At 41.9% G+C, this 21025-nt stretch carries 16 protein-coding genes; 9 read left to right on the top strand and 7 right to left on the bottom strand.

What is annotated here, in order from left to right:
• The first annotated feature begins 21 nt into the window (after window positions 1–21).
• Both DWZ33_RS08285 and DWZ33_RS08280 read left to right on the top strand, forming a co-directional pair.
• The gene (locus DWZ33_RS08285) at window positions 22–954 is read left to right on the top strand and encodes a helix-turn-helix transcriptional regulator (protein ID WP_118454484.1); all 933 of its coding nucleotides are present in this window, start codon (window positions 22–24) and stop codon (window positions 952–954) included.
• A 97-nt stretch (window positions 955–1051) separates the two neighbouring features.
• Window positions 1052–1621, top strand: a complete 570-nt coding sequence (locus tag DWZ33_RS08280) for a bactofilin family protein (RefSeq protein ID WP_022938115.1) — start codon at window positions 1052–1054, stop codon at window positions 1619–1621.
• 54 nt (window positions 1622–1675) lie between these two features.
• Here the strand turns inward: DWZ33_RS08280 and DWZ33_RS08275 are convergent, their stop codons facing one another.
• Together DWZ33_RS08275 and DWZ33_RS08270 are read right to left on the bottom strand one after the other, a co-directional pair.
• Entirely contained in the window at window positions 1676–2119 is a 444-nt protein-coding gene (locus DWZ33_RS08275) for a GatB/YqeY domain-containing protein (protein ID WP_118454483.1), read from the bottom strand.
• 236 nt (window positions 2120–2355) lie between these two features.
• Window positions 2356–3621, bottom strand: coding sequence for a hypothetical protein (locus DWZ33_RS08270; RefSeq protein WP_118454482.1), 1266 nt, complete (start codon window positions 3619–3621; stop codon window positions 2356–2358).
• Between the two features lie 97 nt (window positions 3622–3718).
• Here DWZ33_RS08270 and DWZ33_RS08265 point away from each other — a divergent pair, with 97 nt between their 5' ends.
• The 5 genes from DWZ33_RS08265 to DWZ33_RS08250 all read left to right on the top strand — a co-directional run bounded on the left by DWZ33_RS08265 (window position 3719) and on the right by DWZ33_RS08250 (window position 11442).
• The gene (locus tag DWZ33_RS08265) at window positions 3719–4774 is read left to right on the top strand and encodes a M42 family metallopeptidase (RefSeq protein ID WP_118454667.1); all 1056 of its coding nucleotides are present in this window, start codon (window positions 3719–3721) and stop codon (window positions 4772–4774) included.
• 96 nt (window positions 4775–4870) lie between these two features.
• Window positions 4871–8098 carry an SNF2-related protein gene (locus DWZ33_RS08260; RefSeq protein ID WP_022938119.1) on the top strand — a complete coding sequence of 1076 codons (3228 nt, stop codon included), beginning with the start codon at window positions 4871–4873 and terminating at the stop codon, window positions 8096–8098.
• A gap of 9 nt (window positions 8099–8107) precedes the next feature.
• Complete coding sequence (pyrR, locus tag DWZ33_RS17970) at window positions 8108–8629, top strand: bifunctional pyr operon transcriptional regulator/uracil phosphoribosyltransferase PyrR (RefSeq protein WP_022938120.1); 522 nt, start codon at window positions 8108–8110, stop codon at window positions 8627–8629.
• 1 nt (window position 8630) lies between these two features.
• Window positions 8631–9653 carry a M42 family metallopeptidase gene (locus DWZ33_RS08255; RefSeq protein WP_118454481.1) on the top strand — a complete coding sequence of 341 codons (1023 nt, stop codon included), beginning with the start codon at window positions 8631–8633 and terminating at the stop codon, window positions 9651–9653.
• Between the two features lie 31 nt (window positions 9654–9684).
• The gene (locus DWZ33_RS08250) at window positions 9685–11442 is read left to right on the top strand and encodes a M3 family oligoendopeptidase (protein ID WP_118454480.1); all 1758 of its coding nucleotides are present in this window, start codon (window positions 9685–9687) and stop codon (window positions 11440–11442) included.
• A 43-nt stretch (window positions 11443–11485) separates the two neighbouring features.
• Here DWZ33_RS08250 and DWZ33_RS08245 read toward each other — a convergent pair whose 3' ends face one another.
• The gene (locus DWZ33_RS08245; RefSeq protein ID WP_118454479.1) at window positions 11486–12382 is read right to left on the bottom strand and encodes a helix-turn-helix domain-containing protein; all 897 of its coding nucleotides are present in this window, start codon (window positions 12380–12382) and stop codon (window positions 11486–11488) included.
• Window positions 12383–12526: 144 nt separating this feature from the next.
• On the opposite strand from DWZ33_RS08245, the gene DWZ33_RS08240 reads away from it, so the two are divergent.
• Both DWZ33_RS08240 and DWZ33_RS08235 read left to right on the top strand, forming a co-directional pair.
• Window positions 12527–14965: an ATP-binding cassette domain-containing protein gene (locus DWZ33_RS08240; protein WP_118454478.1), complete on the top strand. Its 2439-nt coding sequence runs from the start codon at window positions 12527–12529 to the stop codon at window positions 14963–14965.
• A 3-nt stretch (window positions 14966–14968) separates the two neighbouring features.
• The gene (locus tag DWZ33_RS08235) at window positions 14969–15226 is read left to right on the top strand and encodes a GNAT family N-acetyltransferase (protein ID WP_022938125.1); all 258 of its coding nucleotides are present in this window, start codon (window positions 14969–14971) and stop codon (window positions 15224–15226) included.
• A gap of 168 nt (window positions 15227–15394) precedes the next feature.
• Here DWZ33_RS08235 and ptsP read toward each other — a convergent pair whose 3' ends face one another.
• From ptsP to DWZ33_RS08215, 4 genes are all read right to left on the bottom strand, one after another.
• Complete coding sequence (ptsP, locus tag DWZ33_RS08230) at window positions 15395–17101, bottom strand: phosphoenolpyruvate--protein phosphotransferase (RefSeq protein ID WP_022938126.1); 1707 nt, start codon at window positions 17099–17101, stop codon at window positions 15395–15397.
• 106 nt (window positions 17102–17207) lie between these two features.
• Entirely contained in the window at window positions 17208–17519 is a 312-nt protein-coding gene (locus DWZ33_RS08225) for an MG284/MPN403 family protein (protein WP_118454477.1), read from the bottom strand.
• Window positions 17520–17577: 58 nt separating this feature from the next.
• The gene (locus tag DWZ33_RS08220) at window positions 17578–18288 is read right to left on the bottom strand and encodes a response regulator (protein ID WP_022938128.1); all 711 of its coding nucleotides are present in this window, start codon (window positions 18286–18288) and stop codon (window positions 17578–17580) included.
• Complete coding sequence (locus DWZ33_RS08215) at window positions 18281–20962, bottom strand: sensor histidine kinase (protein WP_118454476.1); 2682 nt, start codon at window positions 20960–20962, stop codon at window positions 18281–18283. Before DWZ33_RS08215 ends, DWZ33_RS08220 begins: the two co-directional genes overlap by 8 nt.
• Between the last annotated feature and the right edge of the window lie 63 nt (window positions 20963–21025).

Genomic DNA, 21025 nt, shown 5'->3' with positions numbered 1-21025 from the left:
GTATAAAGAAGAGGTGATGGCATGAGCAAATCCAAACTTTTAATTGATATTTGGATGTATGTAAATAAAGTAAAAGATTTCACAGCACAAGAGATTGCTGATGAGTTTCAAATTTCTAAAAGAACAGTTCAACGTTATATCACTGACTTATATGAAATGGGTGTTCCAATTGAAGGAATTCAAGGAAAATATGGGGGATATCATATAGAAAATAATAAGCTGCTTCCACCAATATGCTTTTCATTAGAAGAAACAGCATCAATTATTTTCACATATAGCATTTTAAATAACTATATATCCAACCCTTATAATATTGAAGTGGAAAAGGTTAAGGATAAATTGTATGCTCAGCTTCCAGATTATCTAAAGATTGAACTTCAAGAGATGGGTCAATATATCAAAATGGATGTGCCAATACGTCATGTGCAAAGCACTTATCTAAGAGAAATTTTAGATGCTTCTATGAATAAGAATATTATCGAAATTAAATATGATTCTGTAGATGGAGTAAAAGAAAAAAGGCTTGTGCCAATCGGCATCTATTCCCAAAATGGTTATTGGTATTTTCCTGCGCTTGATCTTAAGTATGATAGAATTAATTTATTTAGAGTCGATAGAGTTCTTAGCTTCCAAGTAATTAGCAAATTTGAAAAACAATTATCAGCATTAAAAAATTGGCAGCAGAATTGCAGTAATGAAAAAGCACTGGTTTGTGTTCGATATCTAATTAATAAGCAAGCTGCACGGATGCATCAGAGTGACTGGGTAGATTACCGAAATTATGAATGGAGTAATGAATTTGAGGAAATAGCATTATCCATTCCCAATGAAGCTATTCCCTTCTTTGCTCAACAGTTAACACCTTTAGGAAACGGTGTAAAAGTATTAGAACCACAAGCATTAGTGGATTGCTTAATTGAAAAAGCTGAAGAAATAATAAATACTTATAAGTAAATAAACAAATAAATTCTTCATTGTTGCCATAAGTTTCTATTCCTTAAAATATGTGATATAATAATAAAAAATTGGGGCACATTTCTGGAGGGAAACTATGAATACGACTACATCAAAAAATTCATTTGGGGATTTGATTCGCAAAATGGGAATCAGTGAAGAAAAAGAGGAGCCGGTTAAATTGGAAAAACCGCAGCCTGTTTCACATAACGAACCTCCCAAGCCCGCTGAGCCAAACAAAACCAGCAATTCATCGACAATTATCGGCAGCGATGTTGAAATCATCGGTAATATTAAGACGGGCGGCAGTATTGAGCTGCACGGTAATGTACAAGGTAATATTGAAGCCGGCGGCTGCATTTTATTGAACGGCACGGTTACCGGCGATATTAAAGCCGAAAGCGTAACCTTTTCGGCAGCCGATCTTAAGGGCAATGCTTCAGTGCTTGAGAATATCATCGTTGATGAAGCAACAACTATCGTCGGTGATTTATCAGCCCGCTCATTAACGCTGGACGGCCAGATGAATGGTAAAATCATCGCGGAAGATACTTGTCTGATTAAAGAACACGCTGTATTAAACGGCAATATTCAGACACGCCGCATTGGGGTATCGCAGGGTGCTGTCCTCAACGGTGAGATTAAAACATTAGCTGAAAACAAATAAGAAAATAGACACTGGCACATTGAATGATACAATGCATACCGGTGTCTTTTTAATTTATTTAAGCAGTTGGGCCAATGCCTGATTGACCGCCTTGCCGTCAGTTTTGCCAGGATAGCGGGCCAGCGTTTCTTTAATCAATATGCCCTTGCTTTTATTGCTGCGTTCAAGCTGCTTTTCTTCAAGGATCTCAAGAATTGCCGCTTGTAATTCATCAGCGCTCATCTGCTTAGGCAGATAGGCCTCAAGAATTTCAATCTTGCGCTTAGTCTCCTCTATCAAATCCATACGATCAGCAGGTGTCAGCGATAAAGCTTCTTTCGTCTGCTTTAACTCTTTCTGCACATAACTCATCGCCTCATCATCACTCAATTCCGCATGTCCCTCTTTTTCCTTTAAGGCAATCGCTGATATCAACAGTGAACATACACCATTCTTAACCGTATCCTTATTCTTTAATGCTTCCATTTTATCTTTTCTCAATGTATCAAGAAAACTCATTTTAACCCTTCTCTCTTTTTTATCATTATACCACTCAGCGTCAAAAAACAATCAATTTGATGCTTGAAAGCTGAAAAAACATTCAACCCCCGTTGAATGTTTTCGCATCAATGAAGTCACTCTCATGACTTTTTTCACATGTTTAGGATAGCACATTTTTTATCGTCTGTGTAAAAACTAGAAAATTTTGGTTTATAAATGACAATTAGCACATTTAACGGCTTTTTTTCTAATTTTTATTCCACAACCTGTCTGAATTTACGCAGCAAATGATACTTAAGTGTCAGAACTGCCCTGTTTTCAGGAACACGCGCGCATTCCTCATCAAATAATGCGGTCATTTCATCTCTGAATATCTCATAAAATGGATCATCAAGACCGCTTTTTTCCATATATGTACAAACTACCTGATTCAATTCATTGACTTGTTCATCAAATGTTTTCTCTTCACGGTGACAGAAATAATTGACCATCGCCTGCAGCTTATGACTTTCGTCCTGCAAGCGGTCAAGATCCGGATTGGTTTTCAGCCGGCAATGATCGACCTGACGGGATATTCCCTGCAGCAGGATATAGGTTTTATACTTATAGCGCGGCAGCTTGCCGACATATTCCAATACCTTTTTAGCCTCATCAAAATGCCCCTGATCAAACAGATAAATGCCGATGTTGTATAAAGAGCTCATGCTTTGTTTATAAGGCAGCTGCTCATAATGTGTGTGTAAGAAGCATTTCAGCTGTTCATAATATTCAAGAATTGATTTTCCCTGGATGTTATTGATCATCTGCAGCTTAAAGACAAAAAGACGCAGATATTGAGCCGCATTGCGGTTGGGATCAATTAATTTTTCCAGCTTGTCAATTTCCATGGCCGCATCAAAATTACGGCGGTTAAAAATTAAGATATGAATATAATTCATGCGGTTGCTGATGCAGGCAGAATGTTTAAAATCATAGACATCCATCAATTCTTCAAATAATTCAGGCCGGTCAAGATGAGCATTCCAGCGCATCCTGAAGATAAAATCCATCAGCATATCAATCAGCGGATCAGGAAATATCGATATGATTTGAAACAATTCTTCGGCATGATCACGATCAGATATATCCTTATTCCAATAATCATTAATCATTTCCAACGCTTCAAGATACAGCGAGCAAAACACACTGCTGCCCTGCGCTTTTAAATAACGGATACATTCATCCATCGTATTCTGACGATCCGGATCATAGCGGTCAGCTTTTAGTCTCAGTTCTCTGAACATGATTTCCAGTTCAGCCTCCTGCTGCTCATCATAAGTATATTCATATCCAAAGATGGCCAGCAGCCGTTCATAGATTTCATCATTCTTAACCGCTTCCCCTTTGCGGATCTTATTGTAGGTACCTCGTGAACAGATACCTTCGATCATATTTTCAACTTTTATGTGATGCTTTAATTGCAGCCAGCGGATAATGCAGTTTAATCTTTCTTTATCCTTTTCAGAAATACCTAGTTGCATCCTCGCCTCCCCATCCTTTCTTTTCTCCTTGATAATATTCTACCATGAATGGCGGATTGGTGTATAATAGTTTTGCAATTGAAAAGAGGATAAAATGATGAATGATTCAATAAAACAGATATGCGCGCTTTCTGACGCTTTTGGTCCCAGCGGCTTTGAAGAAGATATCGCGGCTTTAGTAAAAAAGATGCTGGTTCAGGTAAAGGATGTTCATGAGGACAGTCTGCACAATGTAACCGCACAATCCATTAAAAATACCGGCAATCGTTTAAAGGTCATGCTGGATGCCCATCTTGATGAGGTAGGCTTTATTATTCAGGCAGTGAAACCTAACGGTACAATGCCGTTTCTGCCATTGGGCGGCTGGGTAGCGAATACAGCACCGGCTCACAAGGTGAAAGTCCGCAGCACAGATGGCGAGCTGATTGAGGGAATCATTGCCGCCAAACCGATTCATTTTATGAGTGAGAGTGAAAAGCATGCGGGGGCTGATCTGAGTAAGATGGTCATCGATGTCGGAGCGGTGAGTGATACCGATCTCAAGGAGAATTTTAAAATAGGAATGGCTGCCCCAGCGGTGCCTGATGTCACATGCAGCTATGATGAAAGACATGATTTAATTTTAGGGAAAGCACTAGACTGCCGCATTGGCGTTTCAGCGCTGATTGATACGCTTAAGGAATTACAGCAGCCAGCCGCTGATGTCTGTGCCTCCTTCTCAGTGCAGGAAGAGGTCGGTGAGCGCGGCATTCAGGCCAACCTTGAACGGTTGAAACCAGATTTGGCCATTGTCTTTGAAGGCTGTCCGGCTGATGATACGTTTCAGGAACCCTATATGATTCAAACCGCTTTGAAAAAGGGCTGCATGCTGCGGCATTTTGACCGTTCAATGATAACCCATCCCGGTTTTCAGCGTTTTGCATTACAGCTTGCGGATGCTAAACAGATTCCCTGTCAGGAAAGTGTGCGCAGCGGCGGCGGTACAAACGGTGCTTTTATTCATGTCAAAGATATACCGACGATCGTCATCGGTATTCCGGTACGCTATATTCACTCCCATCACGGCTTTGCCAGTTATGCTGATTACCGAAGCGCGGTTGACTTAGCGAAAGCGATTCTGGAAAATATTCAAAGCGCCCCTTTTTGTGCATAAGTAAGTTAAAAAGAGTCACTGCTCATTTTTTTTCAAGACATCAGCCAAAGAAAATGATAGAATAAAGAGTAATGATATGGAGCTTGGAGGATCGATATGGAATTGACGCTAGCGCAAATAAAAGATTTTGCAATCAGCCCTGATATATATAATGAAGGTCTTAAATACTATGAAGATGGCCGGGTAGTATCTTTAGAGGTAGATGCTAACTTTGATCCTGCCATTATTTTAGTGAATGCGACCGTACAGGAAGATAAAACCTACTATGAAGTCAATCTGGCAATTACTAAGGATGATTATACGATTAAAGCCCATCACTGCAACTGTCCGCTGCATGGCACCTCCCATCCGGTATGCCGCCACGCGGTCGCTGTTTTACTGAAGCTCTACTTTAAAGAGCTGGCAAATCAAGAAGCAGATAAGGCCAAGACGGTCTTGACTGACCCGCAGGTACTGGATTGTATTAAGGAATATGAACAAAGTATTGTGTATTCCACCTTGGCGATGAATAACGGCCGTAAGATTCAGATTATGCCGATCTTAGAATTATTGGATACAACACCGCTCACAGCGGCCGCGCTCAGCTTTAAGCTCGGTTATAATAAGCTTTACATATTAAAAAATCCAACTCAGTTTCTTCATGATATGCAGCAGAATGTAGTCATACAATATGGCAATGAATGTGAGTTTATCCACAACAGTTACTCGCTCAATGATCAAGCTCAGAAGCTGCTGACCTTCATGGAAACGCTCGAATTTGATCATGTTTATTATGAAAACCGCAGTCTTGCCGCCAATCCGCGCCTGCTTTATATGAAGCCTAGCTCTGTTGACGCCTTCTTTGACCGTTTTATGAGTGAAGGCATCAATTATCATATTGAAGCTAACCGAATTATCAATGTCGTCTTCAAGGATGAAAATCCGCCGCTGCGCTTAAACGCGATGCGTTATGATGATACAACCTATGAATTTACCTTATCGCTGAAAGATTTTAAATTAATTGAAGGCAAACAGCATCTCTATTTGTTTCACGATTTAATTCTCTATCGCTTAGACAGTGAATATTCCACCCATCTGATGCCGCTGCTGAAGCTGTTCGCATCGATTAAGCGGGGCTTGTTGGTCGATGTCAGACATATGCCTTCCTTCTATAACAATGTCTTAACTTCAATCAATTCACTCATTGTTTTAAGCGGAGATGATATCAGTGAATTTGCGCCGCTGCCTTTGGCTGCCCGTTTATATTTGGATATGCCTAAGCATAACGTAGTCAGTGCCCGGCTCGTATTCAGCTATGGCAGTGAGGAGTATAATGCCTTCATGCCTACGAAAATGAGTACCTACCGTAATTTCTCAGAGGAGATTGCGATTCAGATGATTGTCAGAAAATATATGACCCGCATTGATAATACAACCGGTATCTCTTATATTGAAAACAGTCAGGACGCCTTTTACGAATTTTTCTCTCAGGGCATCGAGGAATGTGAACACTGCTGTCAGATCTATGCGACCGATAAGATCAAGCAAGTACAGATCCGCAGCAATGTCTCAATTTCCATGGGTGTTAAGATTGAAAATGATCTTTTAGAAATTCAGTTTGATACGAGTGATTTCCCGATTGATGAATTACAGAATGTACTTCAGGCATATAGCTTAAACAAGAAATATTACCGTATGAAATCAGGCTCCTTCATCAACCTTGAGGATTCATCGCTGAGTGAGTTAAGCGAAGCGCTTAATGGTCTGAATGTTTCCAGCAAAGAATTGAATGAGGGACATATTGTCGTTGAAAAATACCGCTCGCTGTCTTTAGATGCCCGGCTGCGTAAGATGGAGCTTTTAAAGGTTGAGCGTGACGGCAATTTCAAAACCTTGGTGAAAGCGATTAAAAACGTATCCGACAGTGACTACAGTGTACCGGCGGCTTTAAAGCCAATCCTTAGAAATTATCAGAAAGTCGGCTTCCGATGGCTTAAAACCATGGCCTCCTATGGCTTTGGCGGCATTCTGGCTGATGATATGGGTATCGGTAAAACGATTCAGGTCATCACCTTATTTGAAGATGAACGGCTGCATCATCCTGAAAGTACCAGTTTAGTTATCTGTCCAAGTTCACTGATCCTTAACTGGGAAAGTGAAATCAAAAAATTCGCGCCAAGTCTTCGCTCTTTGGTTATCAGCGGCACCGCTGAAGAACGCTCAAAGCTGATTGCGATGGCTGATGACTATGATGTGCTGATCACTTCTTATGATTATTTGAAACGGGATGTGGATCAGTATGAGGGCCGTCATTTCCAGTTCCAGATATTAGACGAAGCTCAGTATATTAAAAATACTTCCACAAAGAACGCGATCAGTGTGAAAAAGATCAGCAGCGCGAATAAATTTGCCTTAACTGGTACACCAATTGAGAATTCACTGGCGGAGCTTTGGAGCATCTTTGATTTCTTGATGCCGGGTTATCTGTACAGCTATAACCATTTTAGGAAAAGCTTTGAGATTCCAATTGTCAGAGATCATGATGATGTGATGCTGGAAAGCTTAAAACGCATGGTCGAACCTTTTATATTAAGAAGAATCAAAAAAGATGTATTAAAGGAATTGCCGGAAAAGGTTGAAAATACAATGGTTATCGATATGGATGAAGAAAGCCGTAAGCTCTATATCGCCAATGTAGCTTCTATCAAACAGGAATTAAGCAATGAATTTAATAAGAACGGTTTTGAAAAGAGTAAGATTTTAATTCTGTCAATGCTGACTCGGCTGCGTCAGTTCTGCTGTGATCCACGGTTGATTTATGATCATTATACCGGTGAATCATGCAAGCTGAATGCCTGTATGGAATTGATCCATCAGTGCTGTGAATCAAAGAAGAAGGTTTTAATCTTTTCACAATTCACAAGCTTATTGGCATTGATTGAAACTGAATTAAAAAAAGAAAAGATATCGTATTATCTGCTTAAAGGATCAACTTCCAAAATTGATCGTCAAAATAGTGTCCATGCCTTTAATCAGGATGATACACAGGTTTTCCTAATCTCATTAAAAGCCGGCGGCACCGGTTTGAATCTGACCAGTGCTGAGGTCGTGATTCACTTTGATCCATGGTGGAATGTCTCTGCCCAGAATCAGGCGACCGACCGCGCGTATCGGATTGGTCAGCATAAGAATGTACAAGTATTTAAGCTGATTATGAAGGATACGATTGAGGAAAAGATTCAGACCTTACAGGATCTTAAGAAGGATTTATCAGATTCGATTATCAATGAGAATGATGGTTTAATTACAAGCATGAGCAAGAAAGAAATCATGGATTTATTTTAGAGGTGAACAATGGAGAAAAAAATTATACTAGATGAAGATGCGATGCGGCGTTCTTTAACCCGTATGTCTCATGAAATTATTGAACGCAACAAGGGTGTGGATAACATCGTATTAGTGGGTATTAAAACCCGTGGTGAATTCCTGGCCCTAAGAATGGCGGCGCTGATTAAGAAGGTAGAAGGGGTTGAGGTTGAATGTCATGCGATGAATATTCAGGCATGGCGTGATGATCTTGATGAGAAATACCCATTGCCGGAGATTGATTTTTCAGTAAAAGATAAGAAAGTGATTCTGGTTGATGATGTCTTGTTTAAGGGACGGACAGTCAGAGCGGCGCTTGAAGGTATCCTGCATTATGGACGGGCCAAAGAGGTTCAGCTGGCAGTGCTGGTTGACCGCGGCCATCGTGAGCTGCCGATACGGGCTGATTATGTCGGTAAAAATATACCCAGCTCGATTCAGGAGACGATACGTGTAAAAATGAAAGAAAGTGACGGCATGGATTGTGTCACAATTGAAAGAGGAGAATGAAATGGATAAAGAGTATATCAAAGCATTGGCTGAAAAGCTGTTCAGTATTGACTCCCCCAGCGGTTATACGGGCAATGCGATAGCCTTTTTAGAGCAGGAGGCCCAAAGTCTTGGTTATGCGGCCTTCCGCAATGAGAAAGGCAATCTGCATATCATGGTGAATGGCTGTGATGAATCAAGAACGGTAGGTATCAGCGCGCATACTGATACATTGGGATTAATGGTACGTTCAATCAATGCGGACGGCACACTGGCAATTACCGCCTTAGGCGGCCCCATCATGCCAACCCTGGATGGTGAATACTGCCGGATCATCACCCGTGATCAAAAGGTCTACACCGGTACGATTTTGTCTTCTTCACCGGCGGTTCATGTTTACGCGGATGCCAAAAGCAAGGCGCGTGACTGTGACAACATGCTGGTAAGAATCGATGAGGTTGTAAAGAATAAAGAAGATGTAAAGGCATTGGGCATCATGAATGGGGATATTATTGCCTATGATCCAAAAACGGTAATTACACCAAGCGGTTTTGTGAAAAGCCGGTTTCTTGATGATAAGATTTCTGTCGTATGTCTGTTTGGCGTATTAAAAATGATGCGTGAACAAAAGATTACGCCAAAGCATCGCTGTATCTTTATCATTACCACTTATGAAGAGGTAGGTCATGGCGCCAGCTCACTGCCTGCGCTTAATGAGCTGATTGCCTGTGATATGGGCTGTATCGGTCTTGATCTGGCATGCAGTGAATATGATGTATCGATTTGTGCAAAAGACAGCGGCGGGCCTTATGATTACGCGATGACCAGCAAGCTGATTGAATTGGCAAAGCGTGAAAAGCTAAACTTTGCCGTGGATATTTATCCATACTATGGTAGTGATGTCGGTGCCGGCCTGCGCGGCGGCAATGATATTAAGGGTGCCTTGATTGGTCCGGGTGTCCACGCGTCTCATGGGATGGAGCGCACGCATATGCAGGCTCTTGACGCGACGATGAAATTGATCCTGGCTTATATTACAGAGTAATTGAAGCATACTAATGCAAGGAGGAAAAACGATGAATAAAGAATGGAATCTTGATATCTTGTATAAGAGTTATGAAAGTGAAGAATTTCAGCATGATTTTAAAGCTCTGCCGGCTTTAATCGATGAATTGAGCGAATGCGCGAAGCATCTTGATGAGGGTGCAATCAAGGATAAGCTAGTGGAAGTGCTGATGCTGAATGAAAAGCTGACATTGGCGGTAAGCCGGCTTGCCTACTACATCAATCTTCGGCAGACGGTCAACACATCAGATGCCCAGACAGTTGCTTATGGCGCGCAGCTGAGTCAGATGATGGCGGCAACTGCTAAACCAACTACTGCCATCAATAAGTTTATTGCCGGGATTGAAAATCTTGATGAAGTGATTGAACAGGATGAATTATTAAAAACCTATCGTTTCATGCTTCATGAAATCAAACAGAATGCTAAGCATCTGCTGAGTGAAGAAGTAGAAGAAGTTCTTTCAATGATGGATCTGACCGGCGGTGAAGCATGGGGCAATCTTCAGGAATACATGACTTCTACCTTAGAAGTGGATTACAAGGGTGAAATGGTTAACCTGAGCATGGTGCGCAATCTAGCCTATGATGAAAGCGCTGAGGTACGCAAGGCCGCTTATGAAGCTGAGCTGGCGGGTTATGAGAAAATCAAGGAGCCGGTGGCTTTCGCGCTGAATAATATTAAGAAACAGGTTAACACGGTAGCGAAGTTAAGAGGCTATGAATCACCGCTGGCAATGACGCTGGAGGACAGCCGCATGCAGCGTTCAACCCTTGATGCTATGCTGAAGGCAATGGATAAGCATATGCCTAAATTCAGAGCTTATATGAAGCGCAAGGCAGAATTATTAGGACATGAGAACGGACTGCCATGGTATGATTTATTTGCACCGTTAGGTGAAAGTGATCGTAAATTCACAGTGGAAGAAGCCAGAGATTATTTAGTTAATCATTTCCGCGGCTTCGCTGATGATCTTGCCGATATGGTCGCCGAGGCCTTTGACAATGCATGGATTGATTTTTATCCGCATAAGGGTAAAGTCGGCGGTGCGTTCTGTGAAAACCTGCCGCAGTTTAAACAGAGCCGTGTACTCACTAATTTTGACGGCGCGTTAGGTGATGTCGTTACTTTGGCCCATGAGCTGGGACATGCTTATCACGGCTACAACATTCAAGACCACCGGCCGCTGAATGTAAACTATTCAATGCCGGTTGCTGAGACGGCGTCTACCTTCAATGAGAATTTGATTATGAATTCTGTTATTGATGAAACAGAAGATAAAAAAGAAAAAATGGCGCTGATTGAAAAACAGCTTCAGGATCTGAATCAGATCATCTGTGATATTTATTCACGGTATCTGTTTGAAAGTGCTGTTTTTGAAAATGCGAAGGATCAATTCATGTTTGCTGACAGTTTATGTGAAATGATGATTGAAGCACAGAAGAAGGCATATGGTGATGGTCTTGATGAAAAGACATTGAATCCTTATATGTGGATCTGTAAATCTCATTATTATTCTTCAGGCTTAAGCTTCTATAATTTCCCATATGCGTTCGGCGGTCTGTTTGCCAGAGGCCTCTATGCGAAATATAAGAAGGAAGGCGCTGATTTTGTGCCTAAATATCGTGAATTGCTGCATGCGACAACAATCAGCAGCGTTGAGGATGTAGCGGCGATCTGTGATATTGATCTGACCAAAGAGGAATTCTGGGAAGATGCCATGGTATCCTGTGAAGAACTGATCGACCAGTTCCTTGAATTATCTAAATAAAATAGTTAAAAGATCTCACTGATGAAAAGCGAGATCTTTTTAATTATTGAGACTGATACGGATACCAGAGCTCCATCGATGGAATCTGCGCAGTATGATAAATTTCAGGTGCGAAACAATCCATCACATAACCATGTTCAGACAGCCACCGAGTGCTGAATTTTACCGCTTTATTGAGCGAAGCCGTTACCAGCTCATCAAAGGTTTCCGCTTCAAAGCTGCAGATAATGTAGGCTCTTGGCGGCAGAGTGAAGCTCTCCCATTGGGTATTAGCGGCTTCACACTCGGCACCGGTAAAATAGGTAAAGCAGCCATCAGGGGTTTTGCTGTTCAGATAAGAAACGCCAATTTCACGGCCGTGATGAAGTTTGGGCAGCTGATGTTTCAGCTGATGAAACTGCGTCCATAATTGACCGGGTATATCTACCCCGCAGGTTTCTCCCAACGGCAGCTGAGCGCTGATTGGAACAATACCGCTGATGCCTGTAAAATGAATCGGCTGTTCTAAAACGATATGCTTCATTTCCAGCACCATGCCCTCACTGACTAACGGACTATTTTCTTCAATCTCTGTTTCATTCAGCAGCAAATCCGGCTTATCGAATTGATTCAGCATGATGGGCTTTTGACGATAGCTTGTCGGTGTCATGCCATAAGCATCTTTAAATGAGCGGGTAAATACTTCCTGTGAACCAAAACCGCAGCTAACCGCGATATTCAGGATTGTATCATCACTCTCCTTCAGTATTTCACACGCCTTTGCCAAACGCCGCAGCTTAATATATTCCATGACCGGCTTTTTAACTAATTTTGTAAATAACCGCTGATAATAAAAAGGGGATAGGGCTGCTTTCGCGGCCAATTGTTTAATATCCTGTTTCGCATCCAGATTTTCTTCAATAAAATCCAGCGTGCATTGTATCGATTCCCATGCGTACATAGCTGTACCTCCTTTGATACTTATAGAATATCATAAATCTATACTAAAGCTTTGATTCTCTCTGCTGTTTCACCATGTCAGAATCGTTTGTGTTATACTATCATCAGATGCAGGATGAGTAAAAAAACACAAGGAGGATCATATATGTCAGCCATTGTCATTAAAGGGGCGCGTACAGGAAATCTGAAGAATATTGATGCCACCATTCCTAAGCAGCAATTAGTTGTTTTAACAGGCGTATCCGGCTGCGGGAAGTCCACCTTGGCCATTGATACTTTATTTCAGGAATGTCAGCGTCGTTATCTTGAAGCGATGGGCATGCAGGGTATTCAGAAGCCTAAGCTGGACAGCTTATCGGGCGGTTCACCGGCTATTTTGATTACTGCCGGTCATAGTGTGAATAATCCGCGTTCTTCATTAGGTACGATGAGTAATATTTATACTGATCTGCGGATGCTTTATGAAAAGCTGTCTGCCCGCCGCTGTCCAATCTGTCATGAGCTGTTTGATCAATCGATGATTAAGGAAGAAACTGAAAAACAAGAGGATTCGTTTAAGGTTTACATTCATTGTCCGCATTGTCATGCAAGGATTGAAAAATTAACCCGTTCCCATTTTTCTTATAATACAAGAGAAGGTGCCTGTTCGGCTTGTCAGGGACTTGGTCAGGAGCTGATGCTTAATGAGTCAAAGCTTATTGATGATACATTAAGCTTAAAGGCAGGTGCGGTTGCTTATTGGGAAGCCCGCTACAAAGAGTATCAGATTGAATTATATGAAAAGGCTTTAAAGGTTTATGGCTTGCCTGCTGTTCATAATTTGCCGGTTAAAGACTTCTCAGAGGCTCAGAAATCGCTGCTGCTTGATGGAACTGATAACCAATGGATACGAATTGCCTATCCGCATATTAAAGCGCCTAAAACGGTTTCTGAAGGTCTGTTTGAAGGTGTGCGGCCCATCCTGTGGCGGCGGTTAAGTGAAAAAGGCAGTTTAAGCAAACAGCTGGCGCCTTATTTCATTGAGGGTGAATGCCGTGAATGCCATGGCGAACGGCTTAATATACTCAGCCGTGAAGCAAGTATTATGCATACCCGGCTGCCAGAACTAGTGCAATATTCCTTAGAAGCGCTCTGGCAATGGATTGATTGCCTTGAAAAGCAGTGCAGTCAAGAACAGCTGGTATTGGTTGAGGATTATCTGCTTGATTTAAAAACCAAGCTGCAGCGGCTGATTAATGCCGGTCTTTCCTATCTGACACTTGACCGGCAGACGATGACGCTTTCCGGCGGTGAGCTGCAGCGAATCAGACTGGCCGCGGCTTTAGATTCTGAATTAAGCGGTGTCCTCTATATTCTCGATGAACCGACAACCGGTCTGCATGCCAAGGATACAGAAGGTATTATTCAATTGATGAACAAGCTCAAGGCTATGGGTAATACGGTACTTGTCATCGAGCATGATCCTGATGTGATGAAGGCTGCTGATCAGATTATCGACATGGGTCCAGGGGCCGGTCGTTTTGGCGGTGAAATCGTTGCTCAGGGCAGTTTTGAAGAACTGCAGAAACAGGCCTCCTCCATCACGGGTCAGTATTTTAAAAAGCAGCGGACCTGCCAAGGAAAAAACCGTCAGCCTCAGGGCTGGATTGAAATCATCAATGCAACGCGCAACAACTTGAAGCACCTCGATATTGAGCTGCCGATCAATGTGTTATGCGCAGTCACCGGGGTGTCCGGATCAGGCAAATCAACGCTAATATTTGAGGTGCTGGCAAAGCAGCAGGCATGTGATGCAATCTTGAATCTTCAACAATTTAAAAAGATTATCGCCATTGAGCAGACACCGCTGAACCGCATGAAACGCTCTAATGTAGCGACATACAGCACTCTTTTTACCGAAATCAGAAAGATCTACGCCAAACAGGGTTATGCGGCTGGTCTGACACCTCGGCATTTCTCATTTAATGCTCCCGGCGGCCGCTGTGAGCATTGTGAGGGATTGGGTACGGTCACCAGCAATCTCTTATTTTTCAATGATATAGAAGTCACATGCCCGATCTGTCATGGCAGACAATTCAGTGATGATGTATTAAAAATAAAATTTAAGGGCTACAATATTCATGAAATTCTGCATTTATCAATTATGGAAGCCGCGGAAGTCTTCCAAGAATTTCCGAAGCTGATGAAAATATTAACACTGCTTATCGACAGCGGCTTAGGTTATCTTGAACTGGCGCAGTCTTGCACGACATTATCTGCCGGTGAAGCACAGCGGCTAAAGCTTGCCAATGAATTAAATCAGAGTCAGAAGCAGGGAAATCTTTATCTGATTGATGAACCAACAACGGGTCTGCATCCCATCGACATAGATAATTTTCTGAAGCTGCTTCAGCGTCTGGTTGATCAGGGAAACACGGTTATTGTGGTAGAACATAATCTTCAGCTGATCCGGCAAGCCGATTACATCATCGATCTGGGACCTTTGGGCGGCATTCATGGCGGTAAAGTCATCGCCCAAGGAACACCTCTTGAAATCAGTGAAAATCCGGAATCAATCACCGGTCATTATCTAAAGGAGATATAAACTATGAACTTTACAACTGAAAAGAATCGCATTTATTATGAAGCAGACGGCAAACTGCTCGCGGAAATTACCTTTATCGACAGCGATGAAAACAGTATGACCATTAATCATACCTTTGTCGATGACAGTCTGCGCGGACAGGGCATCGCTTCCCAACTTGTACAAGCGGCAGTCAATGAAATTAAAAAACAGAAGAAGCATGTAAAAGCGTCCTGTTCCTATGCGGTGAACTGGCTTGCTAAACACCCTGACGCAGCTTAAATAAAACACATTTATAAAAAACCACTGACACTATTAAGAAGCGTCAGTGGTTTTGTTATTTTAATCAATCTGATTTTTATCTCAAGAAAAATCAGAATTTTTGTATTTTTTTTGAGATAAAAGTCAAAAAAAGATGTACAAGTTAATATGTACACCTTTTTGATATGTTTATTTATTTAATGCAGCCTTTACCAGTTCAGTTACTTCTTCAGCTGTATCCAGAGTCAGCGCCTTAGCAGCCAGCTCTTCCATTTCTTTCTTGCTTAAAGAGTTAACGATCTTACGTGCAGGCAGGATTGATGTTGCACTCATTGAGAATTCATCTAAGCCTAAACCAAGCAGTACAGGCACTGCATATGGATCACCGGCCATCTCACCGCACATACCAGCCCAGCGGCCATTGCTGTGAGCACCATCAATTGTCAGTTTGATTAAACGTAACAGAGATGGATTCAGCGGCTGATACAAGTAAGAAACTTTCTCACTCATACGGTCAGCAGCCATTGAGTATTGTACTAAGTCATTTGTTCCGATTGAGAAGAAATCAGCTTCCTTCGCAAAGTTATCAGCCAAAATAGCCGAAGCCGGAATTTCAACCATCATACCTACTTCAATATTATCCGCAACTTTAACACCTTCCTTAATCAGATTTTCTTTTTCTTCAAGGAAGATTGCTTTAGCCTGACGGAATTCATTGATTGTCGCAATCATTGGGAACATGATGCAAAGCTTGCCATATACAGATGCTCTGATCAGCGCTCTTAATTGAGTACGGAAAATATCAGTACGATCCAGACACAGACGAATCGCGCGATAACCCAAGAATGGATTCATTTCTTCAGGGAATGTGAAGTAAGGCAGCTTCTTATCACCGCCGATATCCAATGTACGAACAACAACCTTCTTGCCGTTCATTCCCTCTAATACTTCTTTATAAGCTTCAAATTGTTCATCTTCAGTTGGGAAATGATCTGAATTCATGTATAAGAATTCAGTACGGTACAGACCTACGCCTTCACCGCCATTATTCAATACACCTTCAACATCCTTCGGTGTACCGATATTACCTGCCAATTCAACCTCATGACCATCAACAGTCACTGATTTTGCAGTCTTTAATACTTTTAATGCTTCTCTTTCTTCAGCAAAATCTTTTGCTTTCTGTTCATATAAAGCAACAGTTTCAGCATCTGGATTCAGGAACACTTCACCAGCAACCGCATCCAAAATTACTAAATCACCATGATTAGCTGCTTCAAGAACACCGGCACAGCCAACAACGGCAGGAATTTCAAGGCTTCTTGCCATGATAGCGGAATGAGACGTTCTGCCGCCGATTGCAGTCGCAAAACCTTTAGCGTGCTCATTCAGCTGAGCTGTATCAGAAGGTGTTAAATCATGTGCTACGATAACAGAATCTTCATCAACCGCAGACAGATCAGGAATGATCAGACCCAATAAATGAGCTGTTAAACGATGCGTAACATCCTTAATATCAGCCGCTCTTTCACGGAAATAATCATTATCCATCGCTTCAAACATCGCAATTGTATTCTTCGCAACTGTATCTGCTGCGAATTCAGCATTTACCTTATCATTTTCAATCATCGCAACGATTTGTGACGCAAAATCAGGATCTGAAGCCATCATTAAATGGGCGTCAAATACTGCCAGCTCTTCTTCGGATAATTTTCCAGCAGCTCTTTCTTTGATTCCTTCGATATCTTTCTTAGTTGCCTCTAAAGCCTCATTAAACTTGGCAATTTCATTAGCAGCATCGATATTGTCAACCTTGACAATTTCAACCTTAGGCTGTTCAAGCTTATAAACTTTCGCAATAGCAACGCCAGCAGATGCAGCAATACCTTTTAACATACTTTTTTCGTCCTCCTCAAGATCTCTTCATGATAAGCACAACGTCTAAACGTCGTTCAGTTGACTATAAATAACCGTTCTTATCTAAACTTTATTTTATCATTATTTAAGCGGTTACGCAACGCACAAATTCATCAATAGCTCTTGATCGGATACGGTAATAAGTGCTCTTTGTGAAATAATTCATATACCATTTAGCCTGACGGCTGCTGAAATAATCATTACGCAGGATCAGCGCCTCATCATCAGGCAGGCTGGCAAGAATCGCGTCAATCGTTTCGATATATTCAAAAGCCTCTGCCAGCTCACGATTATCACACTCCGAAACCATCAAATTATCTATATCATAATACTGGCGTTTCAGCTTCTTATAGATTATCGCCAATTGCTTCACAATAGCTTCATTGTCCTTCTGCATATCATTCACCCATTCCCTTAGTTAATATATATGCAGAAAAGCATTAAATACCTAAAAATCATTCATTTTTTTCATCAATTCTAAGTAAACGATAACCAATCCCGACATGAGTTTGAATATATCGCGGATGAGACGGATCAGGTTCGATTTTTTTGCGCAGCCCAGCCATAAAAACACGCAGTGAAGCCACATCATTATCCCATGCGCTGCCCCAGATTTCACGGGTGATAGTTGTATGTGTCAGTACCTTGCCGACATTTTTTGCCAGCAGACACAATAATTTATATTCAATAGGTGTGACATGCAGTTCCTGATCATTAAGGTAAACACAGCCGCCCGCATAATCAATTTTCAAACCGCCATTAACGAAGACGGACGCGGCGGCATTGCTACTTTGCATATAATGAATACGGCGCAGCGCCACCCGTAAGCGAGCCAGCAGTTCTTCCACGGAAAAGGGTTTAGTCAGATAATCGTCAGCCCCAGCATCCAGTGCCTCAATCTTATCCCGGTCTTCAACCCGGGCACTTATTACAATAATCGGCATCAGTGACCAGGAACGCAGCTTCTTTATAATTTCAATACCATCAATATCCGGCAGTCCGAGATCAAGCAGGACAACATCAGGATTATGCGTAACCGCTTCGCTGATTGCTTCACTGCCGGTAGTGCTCACATGAAAATGATAACCTTGTGTTTCCAAGGTTGCCGCAATTAAATTACGGATGGCAGAGTCATCCTCAACCACAAGCAGAAAGGGTTTATTCATGTAAATCTACCTCCTCACTTGGCAGCAGAATCGTAAATATTGTACCATGCCCAACATTATCAGCTACCATAATGCTGCCGCCATGCGCCTGTACAATGGTACGGCATAAGGATAACCCAATCCCCATACCGCGCCGGCTGTCAGCAACCGATTTCTTAACCGTATAAAACATGTCAAACAGCTGAGCTTTATCCTTATCTTGAATTCCATTGCCATTATCCGCTACCTTAATTTCAATCATATCACCTTTTTTATTACTGCTTATAATGATTTCAGAACCTGAAGGCGTATATTTAATCGCGTTGTCGATCAGATTGATTAAAACCTGCATAATTAAATGACTGTCCATCTTAGCCAATAAAACTTCATCACTTTCAATTACCTTAAGCTGATGTTCAGAAGCATGACGATTAATGTGTTTCATGGCTTCCAAAATCACCTCATCAACAACTTCTGCCTGCATATTTAAATGCGCTGTACCATCTTCAATCCGAGTTACTGAAAGCAGATTCTCAGTCAGATTAATCAGCCACATTGAATCATCATAGATATCCATCAGCAGCTGATTTCGTTTGGCAGCCTCTAAGCGGTCGCAGTTATTCATCAGCATGCTGGCATTGCCGGAAATACTGGTCAGTGGTGTCCTGAAATCATGAGAAATGCTTCGCAGCAGATCAGCTCTTAATTTTTCATTGCGGGCCTTTACAGCAGCTTCCTCACGCTTATAATTATACATATCCTTTTCCAAGGCAAGCGCACATTCACTGAGAATTGATAATACAAGATTACTGGCAAACGTGTCCAGCGCCTCCTTTAAAGCCAATCCTACAACCCCCTGTACTTGGGAATCACTGCGGACAGCAAGATAAAGACATTGGGCGTTGCCTAATGTATTCGTTGTCTTACCGGCACGTTTATTGTTTTCATAAACCCATTCCGCAACTGCCTTCTCATTATCCGAAACGATTTGGGCTGCCGGCATTGGTTCTAAAGCAAAGATACTTGGCTCCTTTAAGCCATGACCATCGTCAGACGGATAAAAGATTACCGGCACTTCAAGCAGTTTTATCAATTGATTTGATGTACATGCGATAATATCCTCCGCACTCTTTGCATTCTGCAGCAGCTGACTGGTTTCCAGCAAAATCTTTGTCTGAAAAGCTGTATTCGCTGATTGCCGCGCCTGCTTACGAATACGGATTGCTAAATCACCGGTTATTACAGCCGCAATAAACATGATGATAAAGGTAACCGGATAACCAGAATCATAAGCTGCCAGTGTATAGCGCGGGATAGTAAAAAAGAAATTAAAGATAACAACACTTAAAATTGAAGACAAAGCGCTGATTAATTGATTAGCGGTAACCACCGAAGTTATTAATACACCTAAAATATAGATTGTAATAATATTTGCTTCACTGAAACCCATCTCATAAAAAATAAAACTAATCAAGGTCGACAGCAGCAACGCGGCCGCCGCAAAGCCCAAATTTTTAATATTTAATTCACGGCTGCCCGCATATGTTAACTTACGCTTTAATACCGGCGTATCTTTATCCGGAATAATATAGATATCCAGATTGGGAGCATAAGCCGTCAGCTGTTCAGAGAACGGGCGGCGGATTAAACCAAATCTCGTACGTGTATTACTGCGGCCAAGAACAATCTTACTAACCTTATTATTGCGGGCAAATTCAGCGATTTGAAACGCTACATCATCACCAAAAGCCGTTTCAATATTTGCCCCCAGCTGACTTGCTAAGTGGATATTATCGCGCAAACGTTCCCGATTTTCCTTCGTCATCGATGGAAATGCCGAGGTTTCCACAAATAAAGCCGTCAGCTTTCCTTTAAATGCTGATGCCATGCGCGAGCCTGTGCGGATGATCTTTGGATTTGATGGTGAGGGAGATAAACACACAAGGATATGCTCATCAGCATATCCTATACCTGCATGATTTACCTGTTCTGCCAGCTTATTTACTCGATCCGCCGCTCTGCGCAAAGCAATTTCACGCAGAGAAGTCAGATTGGCTGAATTAAAAAAGCCTGTAATAGCCTGATCTGCCTGCTGCTTGCGGTAAATCAATCCCTCATTAAGACGGCGTGTCAGTTCCTCCGGCTCAATATCCACAAGCTCTACCTGATCCGCCTGATCAAAAATCCGATCAGGAATCCGCTCATGAACAACAACACCGGTAATCGAAGCGATAATATCATTTAAGCTTTCAAGATGCTGAACATTAACGGTGGTAAATACATTAATTCCCGCCTTCAGCAATTCTTCAATATCCTGATAACGTTTTTCATGACGGCTGCCATGGGCATTGGTATGTGCCAATTCATCAACCAGCAAAACCTGCGGATGACGTACTAAAGCCTGATCAAGATCAAATTCGTTTAATTTTATATTGTGATAATTAACTGTTTTAGTCGCTATCTTTTCCAAACCTTCACACAATGCCATGGTCTTTTCACGGGTATGCGGTTCAATATAACCAATCACGACATCAATACCCTGTTTTTTCAGATCATGAGCCGCTGACAGCATCGCATAAGTTTTGCCAACCCCCGCCGCATAGCCAAAAAAGATTTTCAGCCGGCCGCGGCTGTTGATCGATTCTTCATATTTAAGACGTTCTAACAGCTCATCTGGCGTTTCTTTTCTGATCATCAGCTCACCTCTATATGCTTCATATTATATCATAAGTGAAATTAATAAATCATAAGGAATAAA

It is taken from the genome of Dielma fastidiosa (assembly GCF_003475485.1).
GTDB lineage: Bacteria > Bacillota_I > Bacilli_A > Erysipelotrichales > Erysipelotrichaceae > Dielma > Dielma fastidiosa.
The sequence above is the reverse complement of the archived record's forward strand: the minus strand, read 5'-3'. Positions and strand labels throughout refer to the sequence as shown.

Bases quoted from the DNA above. Each gene is read 5' to 3' on its own strand.
- DWZ33_RS08285 (WP_118454484.1), top strand. From the start codon at position 22: ATGAGCAAATCCAAACTTTTAATTGATATTTGGATGTATGTAAATAAA.
- DWZ33_RS08280 (WP_022938115.1), top strand. From the start codon at position 1,052: ATGAATACGACTACATCAAAAAATTCATTTGGGGATTTGATTCGCAAA.
- DWZ33_RS08275 (WP_118454483.1), bottom strand. From the start codon at position 2,119: ATGAGTTTTCTTGATACATTGAGAAAAGATAAAATGGAAGCATTAAAG.
- DWZ33_RS08270 (WP_118454482.1), bottom strand. From the start codon at position 3,621: ATGCAACTAGGTATTTCTGAAAAGGATAAAGAAAGATTAAACTGCATT.
- DWZ33_RS08265 (WP_118454667.1), top strand. From the start codon at position 3,719: ATGAATGATTCAATAAAACAGATATGCGCGCTTTCTGACGCTTTTGGT.
- DWZ33_RS08260 (WP_022938119.1), top strand. From the start codon at position 4,871: ATGGAATTGACGCTAGCGCAAATAAAAGATTTTGCAATCAGCCCTGAT.
- pyrR (WP_022938120.1), top strand. From the start codon at position 8,108: ATGGAGAAAAAAATTATACTAGATGAAGATGCGATGCGGCGTTCTTTA.
- DWZ33_RS08255 (WP_118454481.1), top strand. From the start codon at position 8,631: ATGGATAAAGAGTATATCAAAGCATTGGCTGAAAAGCTGTTCAGTATT.
- DWZ33_RS08250 (WP_118454480.1), top strand. From the start codon at position 9,685: ATGAATAAAGAATGGAATCTTGATATCTTGTATAAGAGTTATGAAAGT.
- DWZ33_RS08245 (WP_118454479.1), bottom strand. From the start codon at position 12,382: ATGTACGCATGGGAATCGATACAATGCACGCTGGATTTTATTGAAGAA.
- DWZ33_RS08240 (WP_118454478.1), top strand. From the start codon at position 12,527: ATGTCAGCCATTGTCATTAAAGGGGCGCGTACAGGAAATCTGAAGAAT.
- DWZ33_RS08235 (WP_022938125.1), top strand. From the start codon at position 14,969: ATGAACTTTACAACTGAAAAGAATCGCATTTATTATGAAGCAGACGGC.
- ptsP (WP_022938126.1), bottom strand. From the start codon at position 17,101: ATGTTAAAAGGTATTGCTGCATCTGCTGGCGTTGCTATTGCGAAAGTT.
- DWZ33_RS08225 (WP_118454477.1), bottom strand. From the start codon at position 17,519: ATGCAGAAGGACAATGAAGCTATTGTGAAGCAATTGGCGATAATCTAT.
- DWZ33_RS08220 (WP_022938128.1), bottom strand. From the start codon at position 18,288: ATGAATAAACCCTTTCTGCTTGTGGTTGAGGATGACTCTGCCATCCGT.
- DWZ33_RS08215 (WP_118454476.1), bottom strand. From the start codon at position 20,962: ATGATCAGAAAAGAAACGCCAGATGAGCTGTTAGAACGTCTTAAATAT.